Here is a 17,993-nt window from a genome sequence, read left to right on the forward strand (position 1 = left end):
CCGGGCCGAAGGCGCTCCGCCACCAATGTGTTCGGGACGCCTCGATCGCGGCCCACCGGTGGCACCGCCCCCACGACGAGCTGCTCGACGCGGTGGCCCGGTGAGCCGGGTGCGTGTCCCAGGTGGGCGACGGCCCACCCACCGCACCGGCGCGCGCTTTCGGCAGGGCGTGCGCCGGTGCCACGCCCGGAGGAGGGCGGGCCGGTCGCCTACCCCGCTCCCGCGGCCCGCATGATGTCGCTCATGTCGGAGAACATCTGACCGGCGAGCGAGTTGGTGAGGGTGATGAACGCCGGCAGCAGGATGGCGCTGCCGGCGAGCGCGACGATGATCTTCAGCGGCAGGCCGACGATGAAGATGTTCATCTGCGGCACCGAGCGCGAGATCACGCCGAGCGTGACGTCGGTGACCAGCAGGGCACCGATGATCGGCGCCCCGATCTGGACGACGACGAGGAGGATGTCGTCGGCCTGCTCCAGCACCCCGGCGACGACCGCTCCGAGGTCCGGGTCGGAGAGCGGCGGGGCGAGCGTGAAGCTGCGCACGACGCCCGCGACCAGCAGCTGGTGGCCGCCGAGGGCGAGGAACGACGACACCGCGATCAGGTTGTACCAGCGGCCGAGGATCGAGATGTTCGCGTTCGAGGTGGGGTCGAGCGTCTGGGAGATCGCGAAGCCCGCGGTGACGTCGATGAACGCGCCGGCGGTCTGGATCGCCGCGAACAGGAACTGGGCGACCAGGCCGAACGCGAAGCCGATGATCGCCTCCTTCATCGTCAGCACCGCGAGGGCGACGAGGCCGTCGGGCACGGTGCCGCCCTGCTCGGCGACGAGGGGCAGGCTGATCCAGCTGATCAGGATGATCAGGCCCGCCTTCACCCGGACGGGGATGGAGCGGGAGCTGAAGACGGGGGCGACGACCATCATCGCGGAGAGGCGGGTGGCGATCAGGACGAACAGCGCCGCCTGGGGGGCGAGGTCGGCGAGCAGCCGCTCCACGGACCCGTCAGTTCTTCGGGCCGATGGACGGGATGCCCGCCCACAGGTCGATCGTGAAACTGAGGAGCGTGTTCATCATCCACGGCCCCGCCACCACGATCACGACCACCACCGCGAGGATCTTCGGGATGAAGGTGAGGGTCGGCTCCTGGAGCTGCGTGACCGCCTGGAAGATCGACACCAGCAGGCCGACGACGAGGCTGACGCCGAGCACCGGCATCGAGATCTGCAGGGTCACCCACATCGCCCGCGCGCCGATCTCCATGATCTGGCCCTGGTCCATCAGGTCACGAATCCGCGGACGAGGGATTCGGAGACCAGATGCCATCCGTCGACCAGGACGAACAGCAGGATCTTGAACGGCAGGGAGATGATCACCGGGGGCAGCATCACCATGCCCATGCTCATCACGGTCGACGCGATGACCATGTCGATGATGAGGAACGGGATCAGGATCAGGAAGCCGATCTCGAAGGCCGTCTTCAGCTCGGAGAGCACGAACGCCGGGATCAGGACGGTGGTCGGGACGTCGGCCCGGGTCTTCGGGCGCTCCTCCTTCGAGAGCTCGGTGAACAACGCCAGGTCGCGCTGGTCGACCTGCTTGAACATGAAGTCGCGGATCGGCGCCTCCGCCCGCTTCAACGCCTCGCCCTCGTCGATCTTCTTCTCGAGCAGGGGCTGGAGGGCCGTGTCGTTGATGGCCGTGAACGTCGGGCCCATCACGAACAGGCTGAGGAACAACGCGATGCCGACGAGCACCTGGTTCGGGGGCATCGACGGCGTGCCGAGGGCGTTCCGGACGAAGCCGAGCACGATGATGATCCGCGTGAAGCTGGTCATCATGATCAGGATCGACGGCGCGAGGCTGAGGACCGTGAGCAGCGCGAGGAGCTGGAGGGAGGTCGAGACCTCCCCGTCCCGGCTGTCGAGGTTCAGGTTGATGCCGGGGGCCGCGGCCGCGACGGCGGGCCAGACGATGCAGGCCAGCGCCATCAGGACCGGCGACAGGTAGAAGCCGCGGCGCAGCCAGCGGCGGCGACGGGTCTTCGGCGGCGGGGGCATCGCCGCGACGATCCGCTCGCGCAGCGTCGGCAGCGGGTGCCGCAGCCGGGCCGCCGGGGGGATGGCGCCGCCGGTGCTCAGCGTCGCGTGGTGAGCGCGCGGAGGCGCTCGACGAGGGTGGCGTCGGTGGCGGCGGCCGCCGCGCGGGCGCGGGTGTCGGTGCCTCCCCCCCAGGGGGCGGAGGGGCCGGCGCCGGGGCGCTCCGGTGGCGTCGCCATGTCGACCAGCGCGGCCGACTCCTCGATGCCGAGCCGCGCGAGGGAGGTGACGCTCTGGTCGGTCGAGCCGATCAGGACGAGCTCCTCACCGACGCGCACGAGGTGGAGGGAGCGGTTCGGCCCGAGGGGGGTGGTGGTGACCACGTCGATCAGCGACGGGCCCTTCTCCTCCAGGGCGGGGTACCGCGAGCGCTGGATGCGCTTCAGCACGAACCAGACGACGGCGATGAGCCCCATGACGACGACGAGGCCGATGCCGAGGCGCAGCATGGTGCCGCCGCCCTCGCCCGACAGGGCGGTGGGGGCGGCCGAGCCCTCGGGGATCGGGAGGGTCTCGGGGTCGACGGGGGTCGTGCCGGTCCCCCCCTGCGCCGCCGCGGGGAGGGCCGAGAGCGCCATCGCCATGAGGAACGCGGCGATCGCGAGGGCCCACCCGGCCGCGGTCCGCGGGGGTGAGGGGCGCATCCGGCGCCGCAGGGGTGAAGGCGATCCGTGCCTGGTCGGGGTGGGGGTGACCATGGCGGTGGGCGCCGGCGAGCCGGCGCGGGCGGGGCTGGGGCGCTAGGCGAGCGCCTTCGTGACGGCCTCGAGGACGCGGTCCGGCTGGAACGGCTTCACGATGAAGTCACGCGCCCCCGCCTGGATCGACTCGATCACCATCGACTGCTGACCCATCGCCGAGCACATCACCACCCGCGCCGAGGGGTCGGCGCCGCGGATCTCCTTGAGGGCCGCGAGGCCGTCCATCTCCGGCATCGTGATGTCCATCGTCGTCAGGTCCGGCGACAGCTCCCGGTACTTGGCGACGGCGACCTGGCCGTTCTCGGCCTCGCCGACGATGTCGTAGCCGGCCTCGGTGAGGATGTTCTTGATCATCATCCGCATGAAGGCGGCGTCATCGGCGATCAGGACACTGGGCATTCGACGTGACCTCGGTCGTGTTCGGGGCGGGGCTGACTGCGGTATCGGTCGGCGCGGGCCGGACTTGACCCCGGGGCGCGCACGTTCACTCGTCGCCGGCGGCGAGGCCCCGGAGGCGCTTGGCCTGGCTGGCGACGTCGGTGATGCGGACGCCGAACTCCTCGTCGATCACGACGACCTCGCCGCGGGCGATCTGCTTGCCGTTGACGAGGACGTCCACCGGCTCGCCGGCGAGCTTGTCGAGCTCGACGATGGAGCCGGGCACCAGCTCGAGGACGTTGCGGATGCGCATCTGGGCGCGTCCCAGCTCGACCGTGACCTGGAGGGGGACGTCGAGCAGGAGGCTGATGTCGCTCCCTCCCGGCGACGAGGGCATCTCGTCGAGCGACGGGAACGTGACGGGCTGGGCGACGGGGACCGGCACGGCGTGCAGGTGGCGGTCGTCGTCGCCGGGCTCCCCGGCCGGCGCGGCGTCGGGCGCCGTGGCGGCGGCGGGGGCGGCGGCGGGCTGCAGCAGGCCGTCCACGAGGGACCGGGCGAACGGCACCGGCATGAGCTGCATCAGCGTCGTGTCGAGGAGGTCCTCGACGCGGAGCTGGAAGGAGCAGCGGACGATGTCGCCCTCGAGGCCGAGGTCGAGGCCGCCGGCCTCGGAGGCGAGGTCGATGATCGCCACCGACGGCGCGGAGATGTCGACGCGGTGCCCGGCCATCTCGGCCATGGCGGTCGAGGCGCTCCCCATCATCTGGTTCATCGCCTCGCCGATGGCGGAGGTGTGGAGCTCGGACAGCTCGTCCGACGCGACGCCGGCGCCGCCCATCATGAGGTCGGCGACGACCGACGCGTCGCGCTGGGTGAGCACGAACACGTTGCGGCCCGCGAGGCCCTCGGTGTACTCGATGACGACGACGACCGCGGGGGTGTCGAAGTGGGTGCGCAGCTCGTCCTCGTCGACCTTCGCCACGGTGGGCGTGGTGATCTGGACCTGGTGCCCGAGGAGCGTGCTGAGCGCGGTGGCGGCGCTCGACATGCAGATGTTGCCGACCTCGCCGATGGTGTCGATCTCGCTCGGGGTGAGCCAGTCGGCGTCGGGGGCGTCGGCGGCCTCCGGGGTGTCGGACGCGTCCGGGTCGGCGCCGGCGGCGGCCCCGGCCATGAGGGCGTCGATCTCCTCCTGGGAGAGGCTTCCCTCGCTCATGTCAGCGTCCTTTCGAGGTCCTCGATGCGACCGGTGATCTGCACGGCGGCGTGGCGGCCGCGTACCCCGGGCTGGGCGTGGAAGGCCTCGCGGCGACCGATGCGGACGACCGCGTCGGAGCCGGGGGCCACGGAGAGGGGGATGACGTCCCCGGGGGCGAGGGCGAGCAGGTCGCCGACGTTCAGCTCGGCGGCGCCGAGCTCGACGCTGACGGGGATGCTGACCGAGCCGAGCTCGGTGGCGATGCCCTCGCGCATCTCGGGCGACGGGCCGGCGGTCAGCGCCGAGAAGTAGCTCTGGGCGGTGAACCGGTCCATCACCGGTTCGAGCACGAGGTACGGCACGCAGAGCGAGATCGACCCGGTCTGGGCGCCGATGCGCAGCTCGAAGGTGATCAGCACGACCATGTCCGACGGCGCGACGATCTGGGCGAACTGGGGGTTCATCTCGGTGCCGACCTTGCGGAACCGGGCGGGCACGACCGTCGACCAGGCCTCGCTGAACCCGCGGAGGAGGGTCTCGATGACGCCCCCGACGAGGGCGTGCTCGATCTCGGTGAGCTCCCGCGGCTTGGGCCGGTGGGTGCCGGGCCCGCCGACGAGGCGGTCGATGATCGAGAAGACGATGGGGAGGTTGACCTCGACGACGGCGTTGCCCTCGAGGGGCTCCATCGTCACGATCGTGATGAGGCTGGGGGCGGGCATCGAGTTGACGAACTCGCCGTAGGTCACCTGGTCGGCGGTGACCACCTCGATCTCCACCATCGCCCGGAGGGCGCCGGAGAGCTGGGTCTGCGCGGACCGGCAGAAGGTGTCGTGGAGCAGCTCGATGGTGCGGAGCTGGTCCTTCGAGAACTTGCTCGGGCGCAGGAAGTCGAAGGGGCGCACCTGTGGCTCGTCGGCCACCTCGTGCATCTGGGTCGTGTCGAGGTCCCCGCTCGACATCGCCGACAGCAGGGCATCGATCTCGCTCTGTGAGAGGACCTCCGACACGATCTCACCATCGGCCGGACCCCCGGATAGTTGAGCCCCCGGCCCCCGCGGACGGGGGTCCTCCGACACGGTCGCGGGGCGTTACCCTTCCGTCCGATACGCAGCGGCGAGTTCGAGGGCGGCATGTCGACGCAGCGGGCCGGTGTGGACGGAGCAGAGCGGTACTTCACAGCACTCGGGGCCGATCCCGCCGAGATCGCCGAGGTGCGATCGGCCGTGCGCGGGATCGCGGAGCGCGGCGGCTTCTCCGATCGCGCCGCCGATCTGGTGCTCGCCCTCGACGAGGTGCTCGCGAACGCCCAGGAGCACGGGCGCCCGCCGATCGAGGTGAGCTGCTGGATCGACGGGCGCGTCGTCGTCGAGGTGACGGACGTCGGCGGCGGCTTCGACCGCGCCCGGGTGTGGGGCACGCACCCCCCCGAGCCGTACGGCCCCCGCGGCCGCGGGTTGTGGATCACCCGTCAGCTCACCGACCTCGTGTCGATCCTGTCCGACGGCGGCGGCACCCGGGTCCGCCTCGAGCTGTCCCCCGACCCCCACATCGGGGCCTGACGGGCGGGGTCTAGCGGTAGCGGCGCAGCAGGGCCCGCAGCGTCGAGCCGTTCGCGAACCCCACCCGGGGTGCGATCTGGTCGACCCCGTCGCCCGTCGTCGCCTGCAGGTGCGCCGCCCGCTCGACGCGGAGGCGCTGCACGAGGCCCAGCGGTGACAAGCCGAGCATGCGCTGCACGCGGCGCTCCAGCGTCCGCCGGCTGGTGCCGATCGCCCGTGCCGCGGCGGCGATGTCCATGGGCGCGCCGAGGTGCGCCCGGACGTGGTCCTCGAAGGCACGCACGATCGGGTCGTCGTGTTCCAGGTGGCCGATGGCGATGTACGCGCTCTGGGCGGGTCGCTGGTCGGCCAGCATCATCCGGCTCGTCAGGTCGGCGAGCGCCGGGCTGTGGCGGCGCAGGAGCGCGAGGGCGAGGTCGATGTGACCGAAGGCCGCCCCGGCCGTCATCGCCCGGCGGTCCGTGACGACCATGGCGTCGAGGTCGAGGTCGACCCGGGGGTAGCGCGTGCGGAAGCCTGCGCCGAGCCACCAGCTGGTGGTGGCCCGGCCGCCGTCGAGCAGGCCGGTCTCCGCGAGGACGAACGCCCCGGTGCACGCCGCCGCGAGCCGCACCCCGCGCGCGCCCGCGTCCGTGACCGCGCCCACGAGGCTCCGGACGTCGGGGCGCGCCAGGGCCGCGACGGTGTCGTCGGTGGTGAACGTCCCGAGGGCGCAGACGACGACCACGTCGAACGAGGGGAGGTCGCCGAGTCCCGCGTCGGCGACGAGCACCATCCCGGAGCTGGTCGCGACCCGCGAGGTCACCCCGACCACGCGGACGTCGATCGCCGGGATCGCCGGGTCGAGCCGGGCGCGGAGCGCGTCGGCCGTCTGGAGGACGTCGAGGACCGACATCACACCGATGCCGATGCAGCCGTCCACCGCCGCGAGGCCGATGCGCATGGCGCAAACGATAGCGGAGCAGTCGTATACGCCACTCGACCGCCCCGCCCCGGTGCGCGACGCTGCTCGCCGGGGGCACCCGCCCCCGCAACCGAGGAGATCCAAATGATCACCGTCGCACTCGTCGTCAAGCTCACCGCGAAGCCGGAGACCGCGGAGGAGGTCGGTCGCTTCCTCGCCGGCGCGTTGCCGCTCGCCCAGGACGAGCCGGGCACGACCGTGTGGTACGCGTTGAGGACCGATGACGTGACGTTCTGGATCGTCGACGCCTTCCCGGGGGACGCGGAGCGGCAGACGCACCTGTCGGGCCCGATCGCGGAGGCGCTGATGGCGAACGCCGATCGCCTGCTCGCCGCCCCCCCCGAGATCCTCCCCGCCGACGTGCTCGCCGCGAAGTGAGCGGCGCCTCCCCGGCGGCGCGTCAGTCGCCGGGGAGGGGCAGCGCCACGCCGGTCATCGCCTCGGACGCCTCCCAGAGGCGCCGGGCCACGTCGGGGTCGAGGGCGCGTGACGCGGGCACCTCGAGGCGGGGGGCGCCCGCGCGCGCACCGGGACCGTCGGGGCCGTAGAGCCCGCCGGGGAGGACGTCGGGGTCGGTGGCGGCGTGGAGGAGGGGGCGCGCCCCGCCCGCGGGGGTCTGGCCGCGGAGGCGCAGCAGGAGCGCGAGCCCCCACCCGGCGGGGCCGGCGCCGTGGCCGCCGAGGCCGGTCGACGCGAGGCCGGGGTGGGCGGCGACGCTGACGATGCCGAGGCCCGCGGCGGCGCAGCGGCGTTCGAGCTCGACGGCGAAGAGGAGGTTGGCGAGCTTCGACGCGCGGTAGGCGGGCCACGCCCGGCCGCGCCGTGGGCCGGCGAGGCGTTCCGGGTCGACGCGGCCGCGGCGGTGGACGACGCTCGTGACCGTCACGACGCGGCCGCCGGGGCGGCGGAGCAGCGCCGGGGCGAGCAGGAGCGTGAGGGCGAAGTGGCCGAGGTGGTTCACTCCCATCGCGACGTCGGCCCCCCACGCCGTCGCCCCCCGGGCGCCGCCGACGACGCCCGCGTTGGCGACGAGGAGGTCGAGCGGGCCGTCACCCCATGCCGCGACGAGGGCGTGCACGGAGGCGGGGTCGCCCAGGTCGAGGGCCAGGGCGACCGGTGGCGGGGCGGCGGGGGCGGCGGCGCGCACCCGCGCGGCGGCGTGCCGGCCGCGCTCCACGTCGCGGCTCGTCATCAGCACGCGGTAGCCGGCCGTCGCCAGGCCCTCGGCGGTCGCGAGGCCGATGCCCGAGGAGGCGCCCGTGACGAGTGCGACCCGGGCCGGGGCCGTCACGCGGGCGTTCGCCGCAACGTGGGAGCGTCGTCGCGCCCCCGCCCCGCCCGCGACGTGGAGAGCGCCGCCGCGGTGACCAGGGACAGCAGGGCGGCCGCGAGCAGCACGACGAAGCCCGCCCGGAAGTCCCCCGACGCGGCGACCGCGGCCGCCACGCCCGCCGCGGCGATGCCGCCCGTGTACCGCGAGGTCATGAAGACGCCGCTCGCGACGCCCACCATCCCGGCGGGGGCGGCCTCCGCCGCCGTCGTCTGCAGGGACGCCCCGGCCAGGCCGACGCCGAGCCCGGCGAGCGCGACGAGCGCGGCCGTCGAGGCCGTGGACGGCGACGCCGCCGCGATCACGAGCCCCGCCGTCGCCGCGACGGTCATCGCCCCGCCCGCCAGCACGGGCGCCCGCCGTCCGAGGCGGTCGCTGAGGGCCCCCCCGACGGGCGAGACGACCATCATCCCGACGGTCATCGCGCCGATCAGCAGCCCCGCGCCCGAGGGTCCCAGCCCCAGCTCGCGCTCAGCGAGTATCGGGACGATCAGCAGGAGCGAGTACATCACGAGGTTGTGCAGGAGGATGGTGGCCGTGGCGCCCACGTAGGGGCGGCGCGCGAACAGCGACAAGGCGACGAACGGGTCCCGGGCGCGCCGCTCGACGGCGACGAACAGCACGAGGAAGCCCACCGCGCAGGCCGCGGCCGGCAGCCACCGCTCCGGACCCTCCGTGACGAGGGTGAGGGTCGCGACCACCGCGCCCACGAAGCCCGTGAACGCCGCCGCACCCGGCAGGTCGATCCTCAGCCCCCGCACGGACGGTCCGGCCGCGTCGCGGGGCAGGGCCCGCAGGGACAGGAGGACCGCGACCCCGCCGACGACGATGTTGACCAGGAAGATCGCGCGCCAGCCCGACAGGGCGACGAGCCCGCCGCCGAGGACGGGCCCGATGGCCGCGGCGAGTCCCATGACGGTCCCGAACCACCCGAACATGCGCCCGCGGCTCCCCGACGGGACGATGTCGCGCAGCAGCGCGACCGCGCTGGGAGACATCAGCCCGCCGAAGAGCGCCTGCGCCATCCGGAGGGCGACGAGCGCCGCGAACCACGGCGCGGCGGCGGCGAGCGCGGACGCCGTCAGGAACGCGCCGAGGCCGAGGAGGAACGCGCGGCGGTGCCCCAGCGCGTCGCCGATGCGGCCCCCGAGCGGCTGCGCGATCGCCATCACCACGAGGTAGCCGCTGACGAGCCACGTCGCGGCCCCCACCGAGACGTCGAGGTCGTCCTCGATGTCCAGCAGGGCGACCGCGATCATCGTCGAGTTGAGCGGCATGAGGGCGGCGGCGGTGCAGAGGCCCGCCGCCGCCCGGCCCCGGCTCACGGCCGGCGCCCCCGCAGGGTGCGGGGCCTCAGGCGATGAGCACCTCGCCGGCGTCGCCGTCGACCGTGATCCGCTGGCCGTCGGCGATCACCTGTGTCGCGATCTTCGTCCCCATGACCGCCGGGATGGCGTACTCCCGGGCCACGATCGCGCCGTGCGCGAGGACGCCACCGGTGTCGGTGACGAGCCCGGCGATCGAGGCGAAGACCGGCGTCCACGGCGGGGTCGTCGAGCGGCACACGAGGATCTCGCCGGGCTGGACGAGGTGCAGCTCGTCGACGGAGCGCACGACGCGTGCCACGCCCTCCACCCGGCCGCGCGACCCCGCCGACCCGCGGAGGACGGCGCCCTCGACCACGGGCGGCCCCGGTGTCCCGAAGAACTTCGTGAGGCCCGGGTCGACCGGGGCGTCCGGGTCGGGCGGCACGCCGAGGAGGGGCGGCGCCTCGAGCAGGCTGTCCTCGGCGTGGGCGCGCCGTCCCGCCTGGGCGCGGGCCGTCAGGTCCGCGCCGGCGACGCCGTCGCGGAGCGCGTCGAGGTCCAGGTACCAGACGTCGTCGGTCGCCCCCAGGCGGCCGCGGCCCACGAGGTCGACCGCGAGGCGCTGGAACGCCCGGCGGGTCGCCCCCGCCAGGGAGCGCTGGTCGATGTGGAAGGCGTGGTCCTCCTCCAGCGGCCAGGCCGCCCGCGCCGTGTCGAGCGCGTGGTCGAACGCGGCGCGCAGCCCGGCGTCGTCCCCGATCCGCGCGCGTGCCGCGTCGACCAGCGCCTCCGCCTCCGCCAGGTGGGCGGCACGCTGCCCCTCGGGGTCGGCGGCCTCGGCCGCGAGGTAGCGGCGCAGGTTCTCCACGGCGAACGACGGCTCCTCGATCCAGGTGGGCGCCGCGAGCTCGAGCGCCTGGGCGCGGTGGCCGTACTCGGCGAGGAACGCCTCGAAGCGCTCCCGCCATGCGCGCCCCTCGGGGCTGTGGTCGAGGGCGTCGAGCGCGGCACCGGGCGTGCCGCCGGCGAGCGCCTGCGCCACGGCCGGTGTGCGCCGCGCCTCCTGGGCGAGGTCCCACAGGGCGCGGTCGGCCTCGAGGCTCTTGTTCGGGATGCCCTGGAGGCAGCGGTACGGCTCCATCTCCTCGGTGGTGCCGGTCACCTGCGTGTAGATGCCCGAGAAGCGCTCCCCGGCGGCCAGCTTGGGGAACACGACGAGGAAGTGGATGCGCCAGATCTCGATCTCGATCTCGACGAGGCGGTCGAGCGCCGCGCGCGCGGAGTCGGCGTCGCCCGAGAAGTCGAGCGACTCGATCTCGTCGGTCAGGCGCCGGACGGCGGGCAGGTACTCGGTCTCCCACCGTCGCCCCAGGTTGTCCATGTGGTCGCCCATCACGGGCATGTGCTGCTCCATGCGCGCGCCCAGCTCCCCGGGCGGCACGGCGAGCACCGGGCTGTTGTAGACCCAGCCGTTGAACGCCGTGTGCCGCAGGGTGGCGAGCGGCGAGACCATCGCCTCGCAGGCGGCGGCCACGCCGGGCTCGAGGCACTCGCGCAGGAACGCCGACGTGAGGGGCGTCACCGGCGCGGGGAAGTGCATCGGGTCGCGGAACCAGGTGAGGCCCGCGTCGGCCGGGTCGCGCCAGGCGACGGGGAATGAGGTGGTGGCCTGCGACGTCATGGTGCGGTGTCCCCCTCGGTCATGGGTGTCCCGCGGGCATCGCGTCGATGCGGGCGGGATCCGGTCCGCCGAGGGCCGTCATCGGGCGGCACTGCAGCCACACGACACGGCCGTCGACGATGCTGAACTCGCAGTCGGCGGGGAGGCCGAGCGCCTCCTCGCAGCGCACCAGCCCGTCGTGCACGGCGGCGAGCTGCGCCTCCCCGAGGACGCGTGCGCCGCGGCGCACGTCCGGCACCGCCACCTCGGCGACGCCGTCGCCCCCCATCACGAGCATGGTGTCCATGTCACCCGGCGTGAACCCGGCGAGCCGGCCGTCGCGGGTGAGCCGGTAGTCGTCGGGCGTCACGAGGCCGCTCACGAGCAGCTCGCCGAGCCCCCACGCCGCGTTCACCACCATGGTCCCCGGGTCGCCCGTGACGGGGTCGCGGCTCATGCCGACGCCGGACGCCTCGCCGCAGGCGAGGCGCTGCACGATCACGGCCATCGCGACGTCGCCGGCGTGGCCGCGATGGGCGCGGTACGCCACCGCGCGCGGGTCGGACGCCGACGCCCAGCACTCCTCGATCGCGGCGAGCGTCCCATCGACGCCGCGGACGCCGAGTCGGGTGAGGTACTGGCCGGCGTGGGAGTGCTCGACGCCGTCCTCGGCCGTCGCCGACGAGCGGACCGCGAGCGGCGCGTCCCCCATCGCGCCGACGAGGTCGGCGACGACGCGCGCCGCCGCGCCGGGGAGCCGGCCCGCGGCCGCGGCGCGGTGCACGGTGGTCGTGACCACGAACCCCTCGGGCGCCGTCAACCCCGCCCGGGCGATCGTGGCGAACCCGCGCGCCTTACCGCCGATGAGGTCGGGAGGGGTCCCGCCCACCTGCGAGAGGGGGATCACGTCGGGCGTCGCGCGGCTCATGTTCACACGAACGTAACACCGGTCCCCGCTCCGGCGATACCGCGGATCGACGCGGAGGACCGCGCCCCGGCCCCCTCCCCTCCCATTCGTGAACTGTGATTCACTAACGGGGTGTCCCGGCCCCGCACCGTCTCCGACGAGCACCTCCTGAGCGCCGCGTCGGCGGCGATCGGGCGGCACGGGCCGTCGTTCACGCTCGCCGACGTCGGGCGCGAGGCGGGGGTGGCGGCGGCGACGCTCGTGCAGCGGTTCGGGTCGAAGGTGGCGATGCTCGCCGCGCTCGCCGAGGCCGGGTCGGCACAGGGGCTCGCGGCGATGCGCGACGCCGCCTCCTCCTCGCCCCCGGGCGCCCCCGCCGTCGCCGCCGCCCTCCGCGCCGCCGCCGCCGGCCTCGACGACCCCGCGACCGCCCCGAACCACCTCGCGCAGCTCGGCGCCGACCTCGCCGACCCCGTCCTCCGCGCCTCCGTCCGCGACGACCAGCGGGCCGTCCGCGACGAGGTCGCCCGCCTCGTCGCCGACGCCCCAGGCCTCGGCCGCGCCCCCTCCCCCGCCGACGCCGCCGACGCCCTCGTCGCGATGTGGAACGGGACCCTCCTCGCCTGGTCCCTCGACCCGGCGGGCGCACTCGGCGACCGCCTCGACGCGGCGCTCGGCCACCTCATGGCCGCCTGGGCCGACACCACGGAGGCACGCGCATGACCGACGCACCACGGGTGGCCGTCGTCGCCGGGGCGACCCGGGGCGCCGGCCGCGCGATCGCCATCGCCCTCGGGGCCCTCGGCGCCACCGTCTACTGCACCGGCCGGAGCACCCGCGAGGGCCGCTCCGAGATGGACCGGCCCGAGACGATCGAGGGCACCGCGGACCGCGTGGACGCCGCCGGCGGGCGCGGCGTCGCGGTGCGCTGCGACCACACCGCACCCGCCGCCGTCGCCGCGCTCCGCGACCGCATCCTCCGCGACGAGGGCGGGCGGCTCGACGTGCTCGTCAACGACGTCTGGGGCGGCGACCACCTCGTCCAGTGGGACGGCCCCTTCTGGGAGCACGACCTCGAGCGCTCCCTGAAGGCGGTCCGCAACGGCATCGAGAGCCACCTCGTCACCTCCCACGCCCTCGCCCCCCTGATGGTCGGCGCGGGCTCCGGCCTGGTGGTGGAGGTGACCGACGGCGTCCGCGACGACTACCGCGGGTCCCTCTACTACGACCTCGTGAAGGCGGCGGTCATCCGCCTCGCCCGGGCGCAGGCCCACGAGCTCGGCCCGCGCGGCGTCACCGCCGTCGCGCTCACCCCCGGCTTCCTGCGCTCCGAGGCGATGCTCGAGCACTTCGGCGTCACCGAGGAGACGTGGCGGGACGCCGTCGCCGCCGACCCCCACTTCGCGGTCTCCGAGAGCCCCGCCTATGTCGGCCGCGCCGTCGCCGCCCTCGCGACCGACCCCGACGTCGCCCGCCACGCCGGGGGCGCCCTCTCGTCGTGGGGCCTCGCCGCCGAGTACGGCATCGACGACGTCGACGGCTCGCGACCCGACTGGGGCCGCTGGCACGCCGAGGTGCTCGACGGCGGCCGCGACCCCCGCGCGACGGACCCGGCCGCCTACCGGTGACCGGCGGCGCCCGGGTCCGCGGCGGCTACTGGACGGCGAACTCCGTGTAGTACACGTCGAGGATCTTCAGGTCCGTGTGCTTGTTGACCTCGGCGACGATCTGCTTCTTCACCGACGCGCGCCCCCTCGGGTGGGACAGCTCCGCGCTGGTGTGCTTCTGGAGGGTCGCGATGACGATGTCGCGCAGCTCCGGGTCGGCCTCGATCACGACGGGGTCGGCGCCCTCGGAGGCCGGGACCTCCGCCGCCGACAGCATCGACACCCGCAGCGCGATGCCGACCTTCGCGAAGTGGGGGGCGTCGCCGCCGTCGGCGAGGTTCACCACGAACGGCTCGCTCATGGTGTAGATCGGCCCCGGCTCCTTCGCGAGCGCCTTCTCGTCCGGCGGCGCGGGGGCGAGCAGGAACATCTTCGCGACCACGGCCAGGACCAGCAGCAGCACCGGGCCGATGATCAACAGCTTCTTCTTCACGACGGGGCTCCTGCGGGGTCGGGGCTAGCCGCCGAGGGAGGCGGCGGGGGACTGGTCGGGGGCGCCCTGCAGCCGCAGGACGTAGATCTCGACGCGGCGGTTCCGTGAGCGGCCGTCTGCCGAGTCGTTGTCGGCGATCGGGCGGGTGTCGCCGTACGCGGCGCCCTGGAGGCGCGAATCGGGGACGCCGGCGGCGATCAGGGTCCGCACCACGGCGCTCGCGCGGATCGCGGAGAGGTCCCAGTTCGAGGGGAACTGCGCCGTCGCGATGGGGGTGTCGTCGGTGTGGCCCTCGACCCGGATCGGGTTCGGCAGGCCCCGCAGCGACGCGGCGATCGGGGCGAGGACGCGGGCGCCCTCGGCGCGCAGGACCGCCTGGCCCGGGTCGAATAGGACGCCGTCGGTCTCAAGCCGCACGCCGAGGCCCCGCTCGTTGACCTCCAGCTTCACGTTGTCGGCGAGCCCCGCCTCCTTCAGGCGCTTCTCGATCGCCTCGCCGGCGGCCTTCAGCTGCGCGGACTCGAGGATCTGGCCGGGCGAGGCGTCGGTGAGGTTGACGCCGCCGACCGACGGGACCTCGGGGGCGATCTGGCTCGTCGGCGTGTCCACCACCGGCGACGGCGACCCCGGGGAGGTGGTGAGGACGCTCGCCCCGCCGCTCGCGAGGCCGCTGTTGAAGGCGTCGGTGAGGCTCTCCTTGAGGACCTCGAACTTCGCGGTGTTCACGACGGAGATCGAGAACAGCACCATGAAGAGCACGTACATCAGCGTGAGGACGTCGGCGTACGTGATCAGCCAGCGCTCGTCGGGGTGCTCCTCGTGGCGCTGCTTGCGCTTCGCCACGGGTCAGGCCGCCTCGGCGACGGGCTCGCGCGCCCCGGACGGGGCGTCGGCGCCGGCCTCGTCGCCCTCGGTGTCGCGGGCGGCGGGCGGGAGGAAGCTCCACAGCTTCTCCGCGAGGATGCGCGGGTTGTCGCCGCTCTGGATCGAGAGGACGCCCTCGATGACGAGCAGTCGCTCGCTGGCCTCCTGGGCCGTCTTCTTCTTCAGGGCGTTCGCGATCGGCAGGAACACCACGTTCGCGGCGGCGACGCCGTAGAACGTCGCGAGGAACGCCGCGGAGATCGACGGGCCGAGGGTGTCGGGCTTGTCGAGGTGCTGGAGCACGCCGACGAGCGAGAGGACGGTGGCGAGGATGCCGATCGTCGGCGCGAACGCGCCGCCCTGCTTGAACATGTCCTGGTTCTTGTGGTGGCGCTCGTCCATCGCGTCGAGCTCGGTCTCGAGGATGTCCTTGACCAGCTCGGGGTCGGTGCCGTCCACCACCAGGCGGATGCCCTTGCCGAGGAACTTGTCCTCCGAGTTGCGGGCGTCCTCCTCGAGCACCAGCAGCCCCTCGCGGCGGGCCTTCTCGCTGAAGCCGACGAGCGTCCGGATCAGCTCCGGCCGGTTGTCCGGCAGCTCCTTCAACGACGCCATCGTCAGCTTGATCATCGAGATCGTCTCCTTCATCCCGAAGGAGGCGATCAGGATGCAGGCGGTGCCGCCGACGACCATGAGGAAGGCCGGCGGGCTGATGATGCCCGCGATCGTGCCGCCCTTCATGATCATCCCGACGATGATGAAGACCCAGGCGCCGACCAGTCCGATCAGGGGGGACATGTGTGGTGCTCCCCCGGACCTAGGCCGTCAGCTGCGGGATGCGCGAGAGGTGGTTGCCGCTCGCGACGAGGCGCCGGTACTCGATGGCGGCGTCGACGACCTCGCCGACGGACTCCATCACCAGGATCTGGCGGCGGTCCATCATGATGATGTGGGTGTCCGGCGTGGCCTCGATGGTGAGGATGAGATCCGCGTTGAGCGTCATCTCGTCGCCGTTGAGGCGGTGAAGGGTGATCACGGTGTCCTCCGGTGCGAGGGCGGGCCGGGGCCGGCGGGGGCGGTCGCGCCCCCCGTCTATCGGTCTCCCGGCCCGCCGGTTGAGCGGTTGGGCCGTCCGGGGCCTAGCGCTTCAGGTTGACCAGCTCGCTGAGCATCTCGTCGGACGTCGTGATCGCCCGTCCGTTCGCCTGGAAGCCGCGCTGCGCGATGATCATGTTGGTGAACTCGAGCGCCAGGTCGACGTTGCTCATCTCGAGGGCGCCCGGCACGACGGCGCCGTGACCGGCGACGCCGCCCGGCGCGCCGACGACGGCGGGGCCGGAGTTGTTCGAGACGCGCCACATGTTGTCGCCGGCGCGCTCCAGGCCCGGGGCGTTCGCGAACTTCGCGAGGCTCAGCGTCCCGATGAGGGTGGCGACGCCCGCCGTCGAGACGGCGGTGACGCCGCCGGCCGCGTCCACGTTGATGGCGGCGGTGGTGGCGGGGTCGACCTGCAGGCGGCCGACGTTGCCCGTGGCGTCCACGATGCCGAGGACGTACTGGCCCTTCGTGGTGACGAGGTGGCCGGCGCTGTCGAACGAGAAGTTCCCGGCGCGGGTGTACTGCTCGCCGCCGGCGGTCTGGTCGTTGCCGCCCGCGCCGCCGAAAGTGGAGCCGGCGGCCGCGACGCGGAAGAACCCGTCGCCCTGGATCATCATGTCGGTGACGACGCCGGTGGACTGGGCGTTGCCCTGCGTCATCAGCGTGTCGATCGAGTTGAGCGACATCCCGAGGCCCACCTGGCGCGGGTTGGTGCCGCCGATGCTCGGGGGCACCGGCGCGCCCGCGCCGGAGAGGTTCTGGTAGAGCGAGTCCTTGAAGGACGTGCGCTGCGCCTTGAAGCCGAACGTGTTGACGTTCGAGATGTTCGAGGCGAGCGTGTCCATCATCGTCTGGTGGTTACGCAGGCCCGACACCGCGGCGAACATGGAGCGCATCATGGGGGTGGGTTTCCTTTCCCTGGGTGTGTCTGCCCCGGACCCCCTCCATGAGGTCCAGCCCGGGACGGGGTGTCGCGAGGTGCCTCGGGGCTAGCTGAGGACCGCGCTGTCGATGTTGGTGAAGACCTGGTCGCGCATGCCGGCCTGGTCGACCGCGGTGATGACGGTGCGGTTCGCGACCGAGACGACGAACGCCATGCGGTCCATGAGCACGACGCTCTCGCGTCCGCCCTTCGCCGCAAGCTTGTCGACCGCACCCTCGAGGCGCTGCTGCATCTCGGGGGTGATGCTGATCTCGCGCTGCGACAGCCGCTGGACCGCGTGGGCGCTCCACTTGAGTGCCCCGGCCTGACCGGCGGGCTGCAGCTTCGTGCTGAGCAGCCGGTCGAAACCCGGTGCGGCGGCCGTGTCGGCCCGGCGCGCCGGGGTGGTGGCGGCCGCGCCCCCGAGGGGGCCGGCCGGCGCGATGCGGTGGGCCTCGACGCTCACGGCCCCACCGTGGTGACGCGCGAGACGTCCACGGACACGCCGCCGACGATGAGGCTGAGCGAGCGGCCGTCACCACCGACCCGCAGGCTCTCGACCGTCCCGCTGACGGGGGTCGTGGAGCCCTCGGGCGTGTAGGTGACGTTCTTGCCGATCAGCGACGCGCCCTGGGAGAGCTGGCTGCTCATGGACATGGCCTTCATGTCCTTCGCCAGGTTCGTGATCTGCTCGAGCTGCGAGAACTGCGCCATCTGGGCGATGAACTCGGTGTCCTTCATCGGCTCGAGCGGGTTCTGGCCCTTGATCTGACCGGCGAGGATCTTCAGGAAGCCGTCCGACGAGAAGATGTCGGTCTGCTCCTTCGGGGCCGGGGTGGTCGGGGCCGGCACGTACGGGCCGGTGACGGCGGGCGTGGTGATGGGCGGCATCCGTGCCCT

23 protein-coding genes are annotated in these 17,993 nt (G+C 73.6%); 4 read left to right on the plus strand and 19 right to left on the minus strand.

All coding sequences use genetic code 11. The features are described from left to right. Nucleotides 1–209: 209 nt before the first annotated feature. The 7 genes from fliR to fliM all read right to left on the minus strand — a co-directional run bounded on the left by fliR (nt 210) and on the right by fliM (nt 5,389). Nucleotides 210–998, minus strand: a complete 789-nt coding sequence (gene fliR / locus IU369_RS13865; protein ID WP_217921575.1) for a flagellar biosynthetic protein FliR — start codon at nt 996–998, stop codon at nt 210–212. A gap of 7 nt (nt 999–1,005) precedes the next feature. Beyond that, complete coding sequence (gene fliQ, locus IU369_RS13870; RefSeq protein WP_217921576.1) at nt 1,006–1,281, minus strand: flagellar biosynthesis protein FliQ; 276 nt, start codon at nt 1,279–1,281, stop codon at nt 1,006–1,008. Continuing rightward, the gene (gene fliP / locus IU369_RS13875; RefSeq protein ID WP_246551266.1) at nt 1,281–2,060 is read right to left on the minus strand and encodes a flagellar type III secretion system pore protein FliP; all 780 of its coding nucleotides are present in this window, start codon (nt 2,058–2,060) and stop codon (nt 1,281–1,283) included. Before fliP ends, fliQ begins: the two co-directional genes overlap by 1 nt. Nucleotides 2,061–2,137: 77 nt before the next feature. After that, the gene (locus tag IU369_RS13880; protein WP_217921577.1) at nt 2,138–2,743 is read right to left on the minus strand and encodes a FliO/MopB family protein; all 606 of its coding nucleotides are present in this window, start codon (nt 2,741–2,743) and stop codon (nt 2,138–2,140) included. Nucleotides 2,744–2,839: 96 nt separating this feature from the next. After that, on the minus strand, nt 2,840–3,199 hold the full coding sequence (locus IU369_RS13885) for a response regulator (RefSeq protein ID WP_217921566.1): 360 nt from the start codon (nt 3,197–3,199) through the stop codon (nt 2,840–2,842). 85 nt (nt 3,200–3,284) lie between these two features. Then, complete coding sequence (fliY, locus tag IU369_RS13890; RefSeq protein WP_217921578.1) at nt 3,285–4,397, minus strand: flagellar motor switch phosphatase FliY; 1,113 nt, start codon at nt 4,395–4,397, stop codon at nt 3,285–3,287. After that, nucleotides 4,394–5,389 (minus strand): flagellar motor switch protein FliM, encoded by a 996-nt coding sequence (gene fliM / locus IU369_RS13895; protein WP_217921579.1) that lies wholly within the window; start codon nt 5,387–5,389, stop codon nt 4,394–4,396. The genes fliY and fliM overlap by 4 nt, the downstream gene beginning before the upstream one ends. Before the next feature lie 123 nt (nt 5,390–5,512). Here fliM and IU369_RS13900 point away from each other — a divergent pair, with 123 nt between their 5' ends. Then, complete coding sequence (locus IU369_RS13900) at nt 5,513–5,941, plus strand: ATP-binding protein (RefSeq protein WP_217921580.1); 429 nt, start codon at nt 5,513–5,515, stop codon at nt 5,939–5,941. Nucleotides 5,942–5,951: 10 nt separating this feature from the next. Here the strand turns inward: IU369_RS13900 and IU369_RS13905 are convergent, their stop codons facing one another. Beyond that, nucleotides 5,952–6,884: a GlxA family transcriptional regulator gene (locus IU369_RS13905; protein WP_217921581.1), complete on the minus strand. Its 933-nt coding sequence runs from the start codon at nt 6,882–6,884 to the stop codon at nt 5,952–5,954. A 105-nt stretch (nt 6,885–6,989) separates the two neighbouring features. Here IU369_RS13905 and IU369_RS13910 point away from each other — a divergent pair, with 105 nt between their 5' ends. Continuing rightward, the gene (locus IU369_RS13910; protein ID WP_217921582.1) at nt 6,990–7,283 is read left to right on the plus strand and encodes a putative quinol monooxygenase; all 294 of its coding nucleotides are present in this window, start codon (nt 6,990–6,992) and stop codon (nt 7,281–7,283) included. Nucleotides 7,284–7,305: 22 nt separating this feature from the next. On the opposite strand, the gene IU369_RS13915 is transcribed toward IU369_RS13910, so the two are convergent. Genes IU369_RS13915 through IU369_RS13930 form a run of 4 tightly spaced genes read right to left on the minus strand, consistent with a single transcriptional unit; the run spans nt 7,306 to nt 12,130 of the window. Continuing rightward, a complete protein-coding gene (locus tag IU369_RS13915) occupies nt 7,306–8,196 on the minus strand; it encodes an SDR family NAD(P)-dependent oxidoreductase (RefSeq protein ID WP_217921583.1) in 891 nt (296 codons plus the stop codon). After that, complete coding sequence (locus IU369_RS13920) at nt 8,193–9,560, minus strand: MFS transporter (RefSeq protein WP_217921584.1); 1,368 nt, start codon at nt 9,558–9,560, stop codon at nt 8,193–8,195. Before IU369_RS13920 ends, IU369_RS13915 begins: the two co-directional genes overlap by 4 nt. A 28-nt stretch (nt 9,561–9,588) precedes the next feature. Continuing rightward, on the minus strand, nt 9,589–11,223 hold the full coding sequence (locus tag IU369_RS13925; protein ID WP_217921585.1) for a PEP-utilizing enzyme: 1,635 nt from the start codon (nt 11,221–11,223) through the stop codon (nt 9,589–9,591). Between the two features lie 19 nt (nt 11,224–11,242). Further along, complete coding sequence (locus IU369_RS13930) at nt 11,243–12,130, minus strand: PEP/pyruvate-binding domain-containing protein (RefSeq protein ID WP_217921586.1); 888 nt, start codon at nt 12,128–12,130, stop codon at nt 11,243–11,245. A gap of 111 nt (nt 12,131–12,241) precedes the next feature. Here IU369_RS13930 and IU369_RS13935 point away from each other — a divergent pair, with 111 nt between their 5' ends. After that, nucleotides 12,242–12,832: a TetR/AcrR family transcriptional regulator gene (locus IU369_RS13935; RefSeq protein ID WP_217921587.1), complete on the plus strand. Its 591-nt coding sequence runs from the start codon at nt 12,242–12,244 to the stop codon at nt 12,830–12,832. Further along, complete coding sequence (locus IU369_RS13940; protein ID WP_217921588.1) at nt 12,829–13,737, plus strand: SDR family oxidoreductase; 909 nt, start codon at nt 12,829–12,831, stop codon at nt 13,735–13,737. Before IU369_RS13935 ends, IU369_RS13940 begins: the two co-directional genes overlap by 4 nt. A 25-nt stretch (nt 13,738–13,762) precedes the next feature. Here IU369_RS13940 and IU369_RS13945 read toward each other — a convergent pair whose 3' ends face one another. The 7 genes from IU369_RS13945 to IU369_RS13975 form a co-directional block, all read right to left on the minus strand. Beyond that, complete coding sequence (locus tag IU369_RS13945) at nt 13,763–14,209, minus strand: flagellar basal body-associated FliL family protein (protein WP_217921589.1); 447 nt, start codon at nt 14,207–14,209, stop codon at nt 13,763–13,765. A 24-nt stretch (nt 14,210–14,233) separates the two neighbouring features. Then, nucleotides 14,234–15,052 carry an OmpA family protein gene (locus IU369_RS13950; protein ID WP_217921590.1) on the minus strand — a complete coding sequence of 273 codons (819 nt, stop codon included), beginning with the start codon at nt 15,050–15,052 and terminating at the stop codon, nt 14,234–14,236. A gap of 3 nt (nt 15,053–15,055) precedes the next feature. Continuing rightward, the gene (locus IU369_RS13955) at nt 15,056–15,871 is read right to left on the minus strand and encodes a motility protein A (RefSeq protein WP_217921591.1); all 816 of its coding nucleotides are present in this window, start codon (nt 15,869–15,871) and stop codon (nt 15,056–15,058) included. Between the two features lie 19 nt (nt 15,872–15,890). Then, nucleotides 15,891–16,109 (minus strand): flagellar FlbD family protein, encoded by a 219-nt coding sequence (locus IU369_RS13960; protein WP_217921592.1) that lies wholly within the window; start codon nt 16,107–16,109, stop codon nt 15,891–15,893. Between the two features lie 103 nt (nt 16,110–16,212). Next, nucleotides 16,213–17,058: a flagellar hook-basal body complex protein gene (locus IU369_RS13965; RefSeq protein WP_217921593.1), complete on the minus strand. Its 846-nt coding sequence runs from the start codon at nt 17,056–17,058 to the stop codon at nt 16,213–16,215. 102 nt (nt 17,059–17,160) lie between these two features. Beyond that, nucleotides 17,161–17,559, minus strand: a complete 399-nt coding sequence (locus tag IU369_RS13970) for a TIGR02530 family flagellar biosynthesis protein (RefSeq protein WP_217921594.1) — start codon at nt 17,557–17,559, stop codon at nt 17,161–17,163. Continuing rightward, nucleotides 17,556–17,984, minus strand: coding sequence for a flagellar hook capping FlgD N-terminal domain-containing protein (locus tag IU369_RS13975; RefSeq protein WP_217921595.1), 429 nt, complete (start codon nt 17,982–17,984; stop codon nt 17,556–17,558). The genes IU369_RS13970 and IU369_RS13975 overlap by 4 nt, the downstream gene beginning before the upstream one ends. Nucleotides 17,985–17,993 lie beyond the last annotated feature (9 nt).

The sequence above is a fragment of the Miltoncostaea oceani genome, assembly GCF_018141545.1.
GTDB lineage: Bacteria > Actinomycetota > Thermoleophilia > Miltoncostaeales > Miltoncostaeaceae > Miltoncostaea > Miltoncostaea oceani.

Coding starts and splice junctions, on each gene's coding strand:
- fliQ (WP_217921576.1), bottom strand. CDS start 1,281: ATGGACCAGGGCCAGATCATGGAGATCGGCGCGCGGGCGATGTGGGTG.
- fliP (WP_246551266.1), bottom strand. CDS start 2,060: ATGCCCCCGCCGCCGAAGACCCGTCGCCGCCGCTGGCTGCGCCGCGGC.
- IU369_RS13880 (WP_217921577.1), bottom strand. CDS start 2,743: ATGCGCCCCTCACCCCCGCGGACCGCGGCCGGGTGGGCCCTCGCGATC.
- IU369_RS13885 (WP_217921566.1), bottom strand. CDS start 3,199: ATGCCCAGTGTCCTGATCGCCGATGACGCCGCCTTCATGCGGATGATG.
- fliY (WP_217921578.1), bottom strand. CDS start 4,397: ATGAGCGAGGGAAGCCTCTCCCAGGAGGAGATCGACGCCCTCATGGCC.
- IU369_RS13900 (WP_217921580.1), top strand. CDS start 5,513: ATGTCGACGCAGCGGGCCGGTGTGGACGGAGCAGAGCGGTACTTCACA.
- IU369_RS13905 (WP_217921581.1), bottom strand. CDS start 6,884: ATGCGCATCGGCCTCGCGGCGGTGGACGGCTGCATCGGCATCGGTGTG.
- IU369_RS13910 (WP_217921582.1), top strand. CDS start 6,990: ATGATCACCGTCGCACTCGTCGTCAAGCTCACCGCGAAGCCGGAGACC.
- IU369_RS13925 (WP_217921585.1), bottom strand. CDS start 11,223: ATGACGTCGCAGGCCACCACCTCATTCCCCGTCGCCTGGCGCGACCCG.
- IU369_RS13930 (WP_217921586.1), bottom strand. CDS start 12,130: ATGAGCCGCGCGACGCCCGACGTGATCCCCCTCTCGCAGGTGGGCGGG.
- IU369_RS13940 (WP_217921588.1), top strand. CDS start 12,829: ATGACCGACGCACCACGGGTGGCCGTCGTCGCCGGGGCGACCCGGGGC.
- IU369_RS13955 (WP_217921591.1), bottom strand. CDS start 15,871: ATGTCCCCCCTGATCGGACTGGTCGGCGCCTGGGTCTTCATCATCGTC.
- IU369_RS13965 (WP_217921593.1), bottom strand. CDS start 17,058: ATGTTCGCCGCGGTGTCGGGCCTGCGTAACCACCAGACGATGATGGAC.
- IU369_RS13975 (WP_217921595.1), bottom strand. CDS start 17,984: ATGCCGCCCATCACCACGCCCGCCGTCACCGGCCCGTACGTGCCGGCC.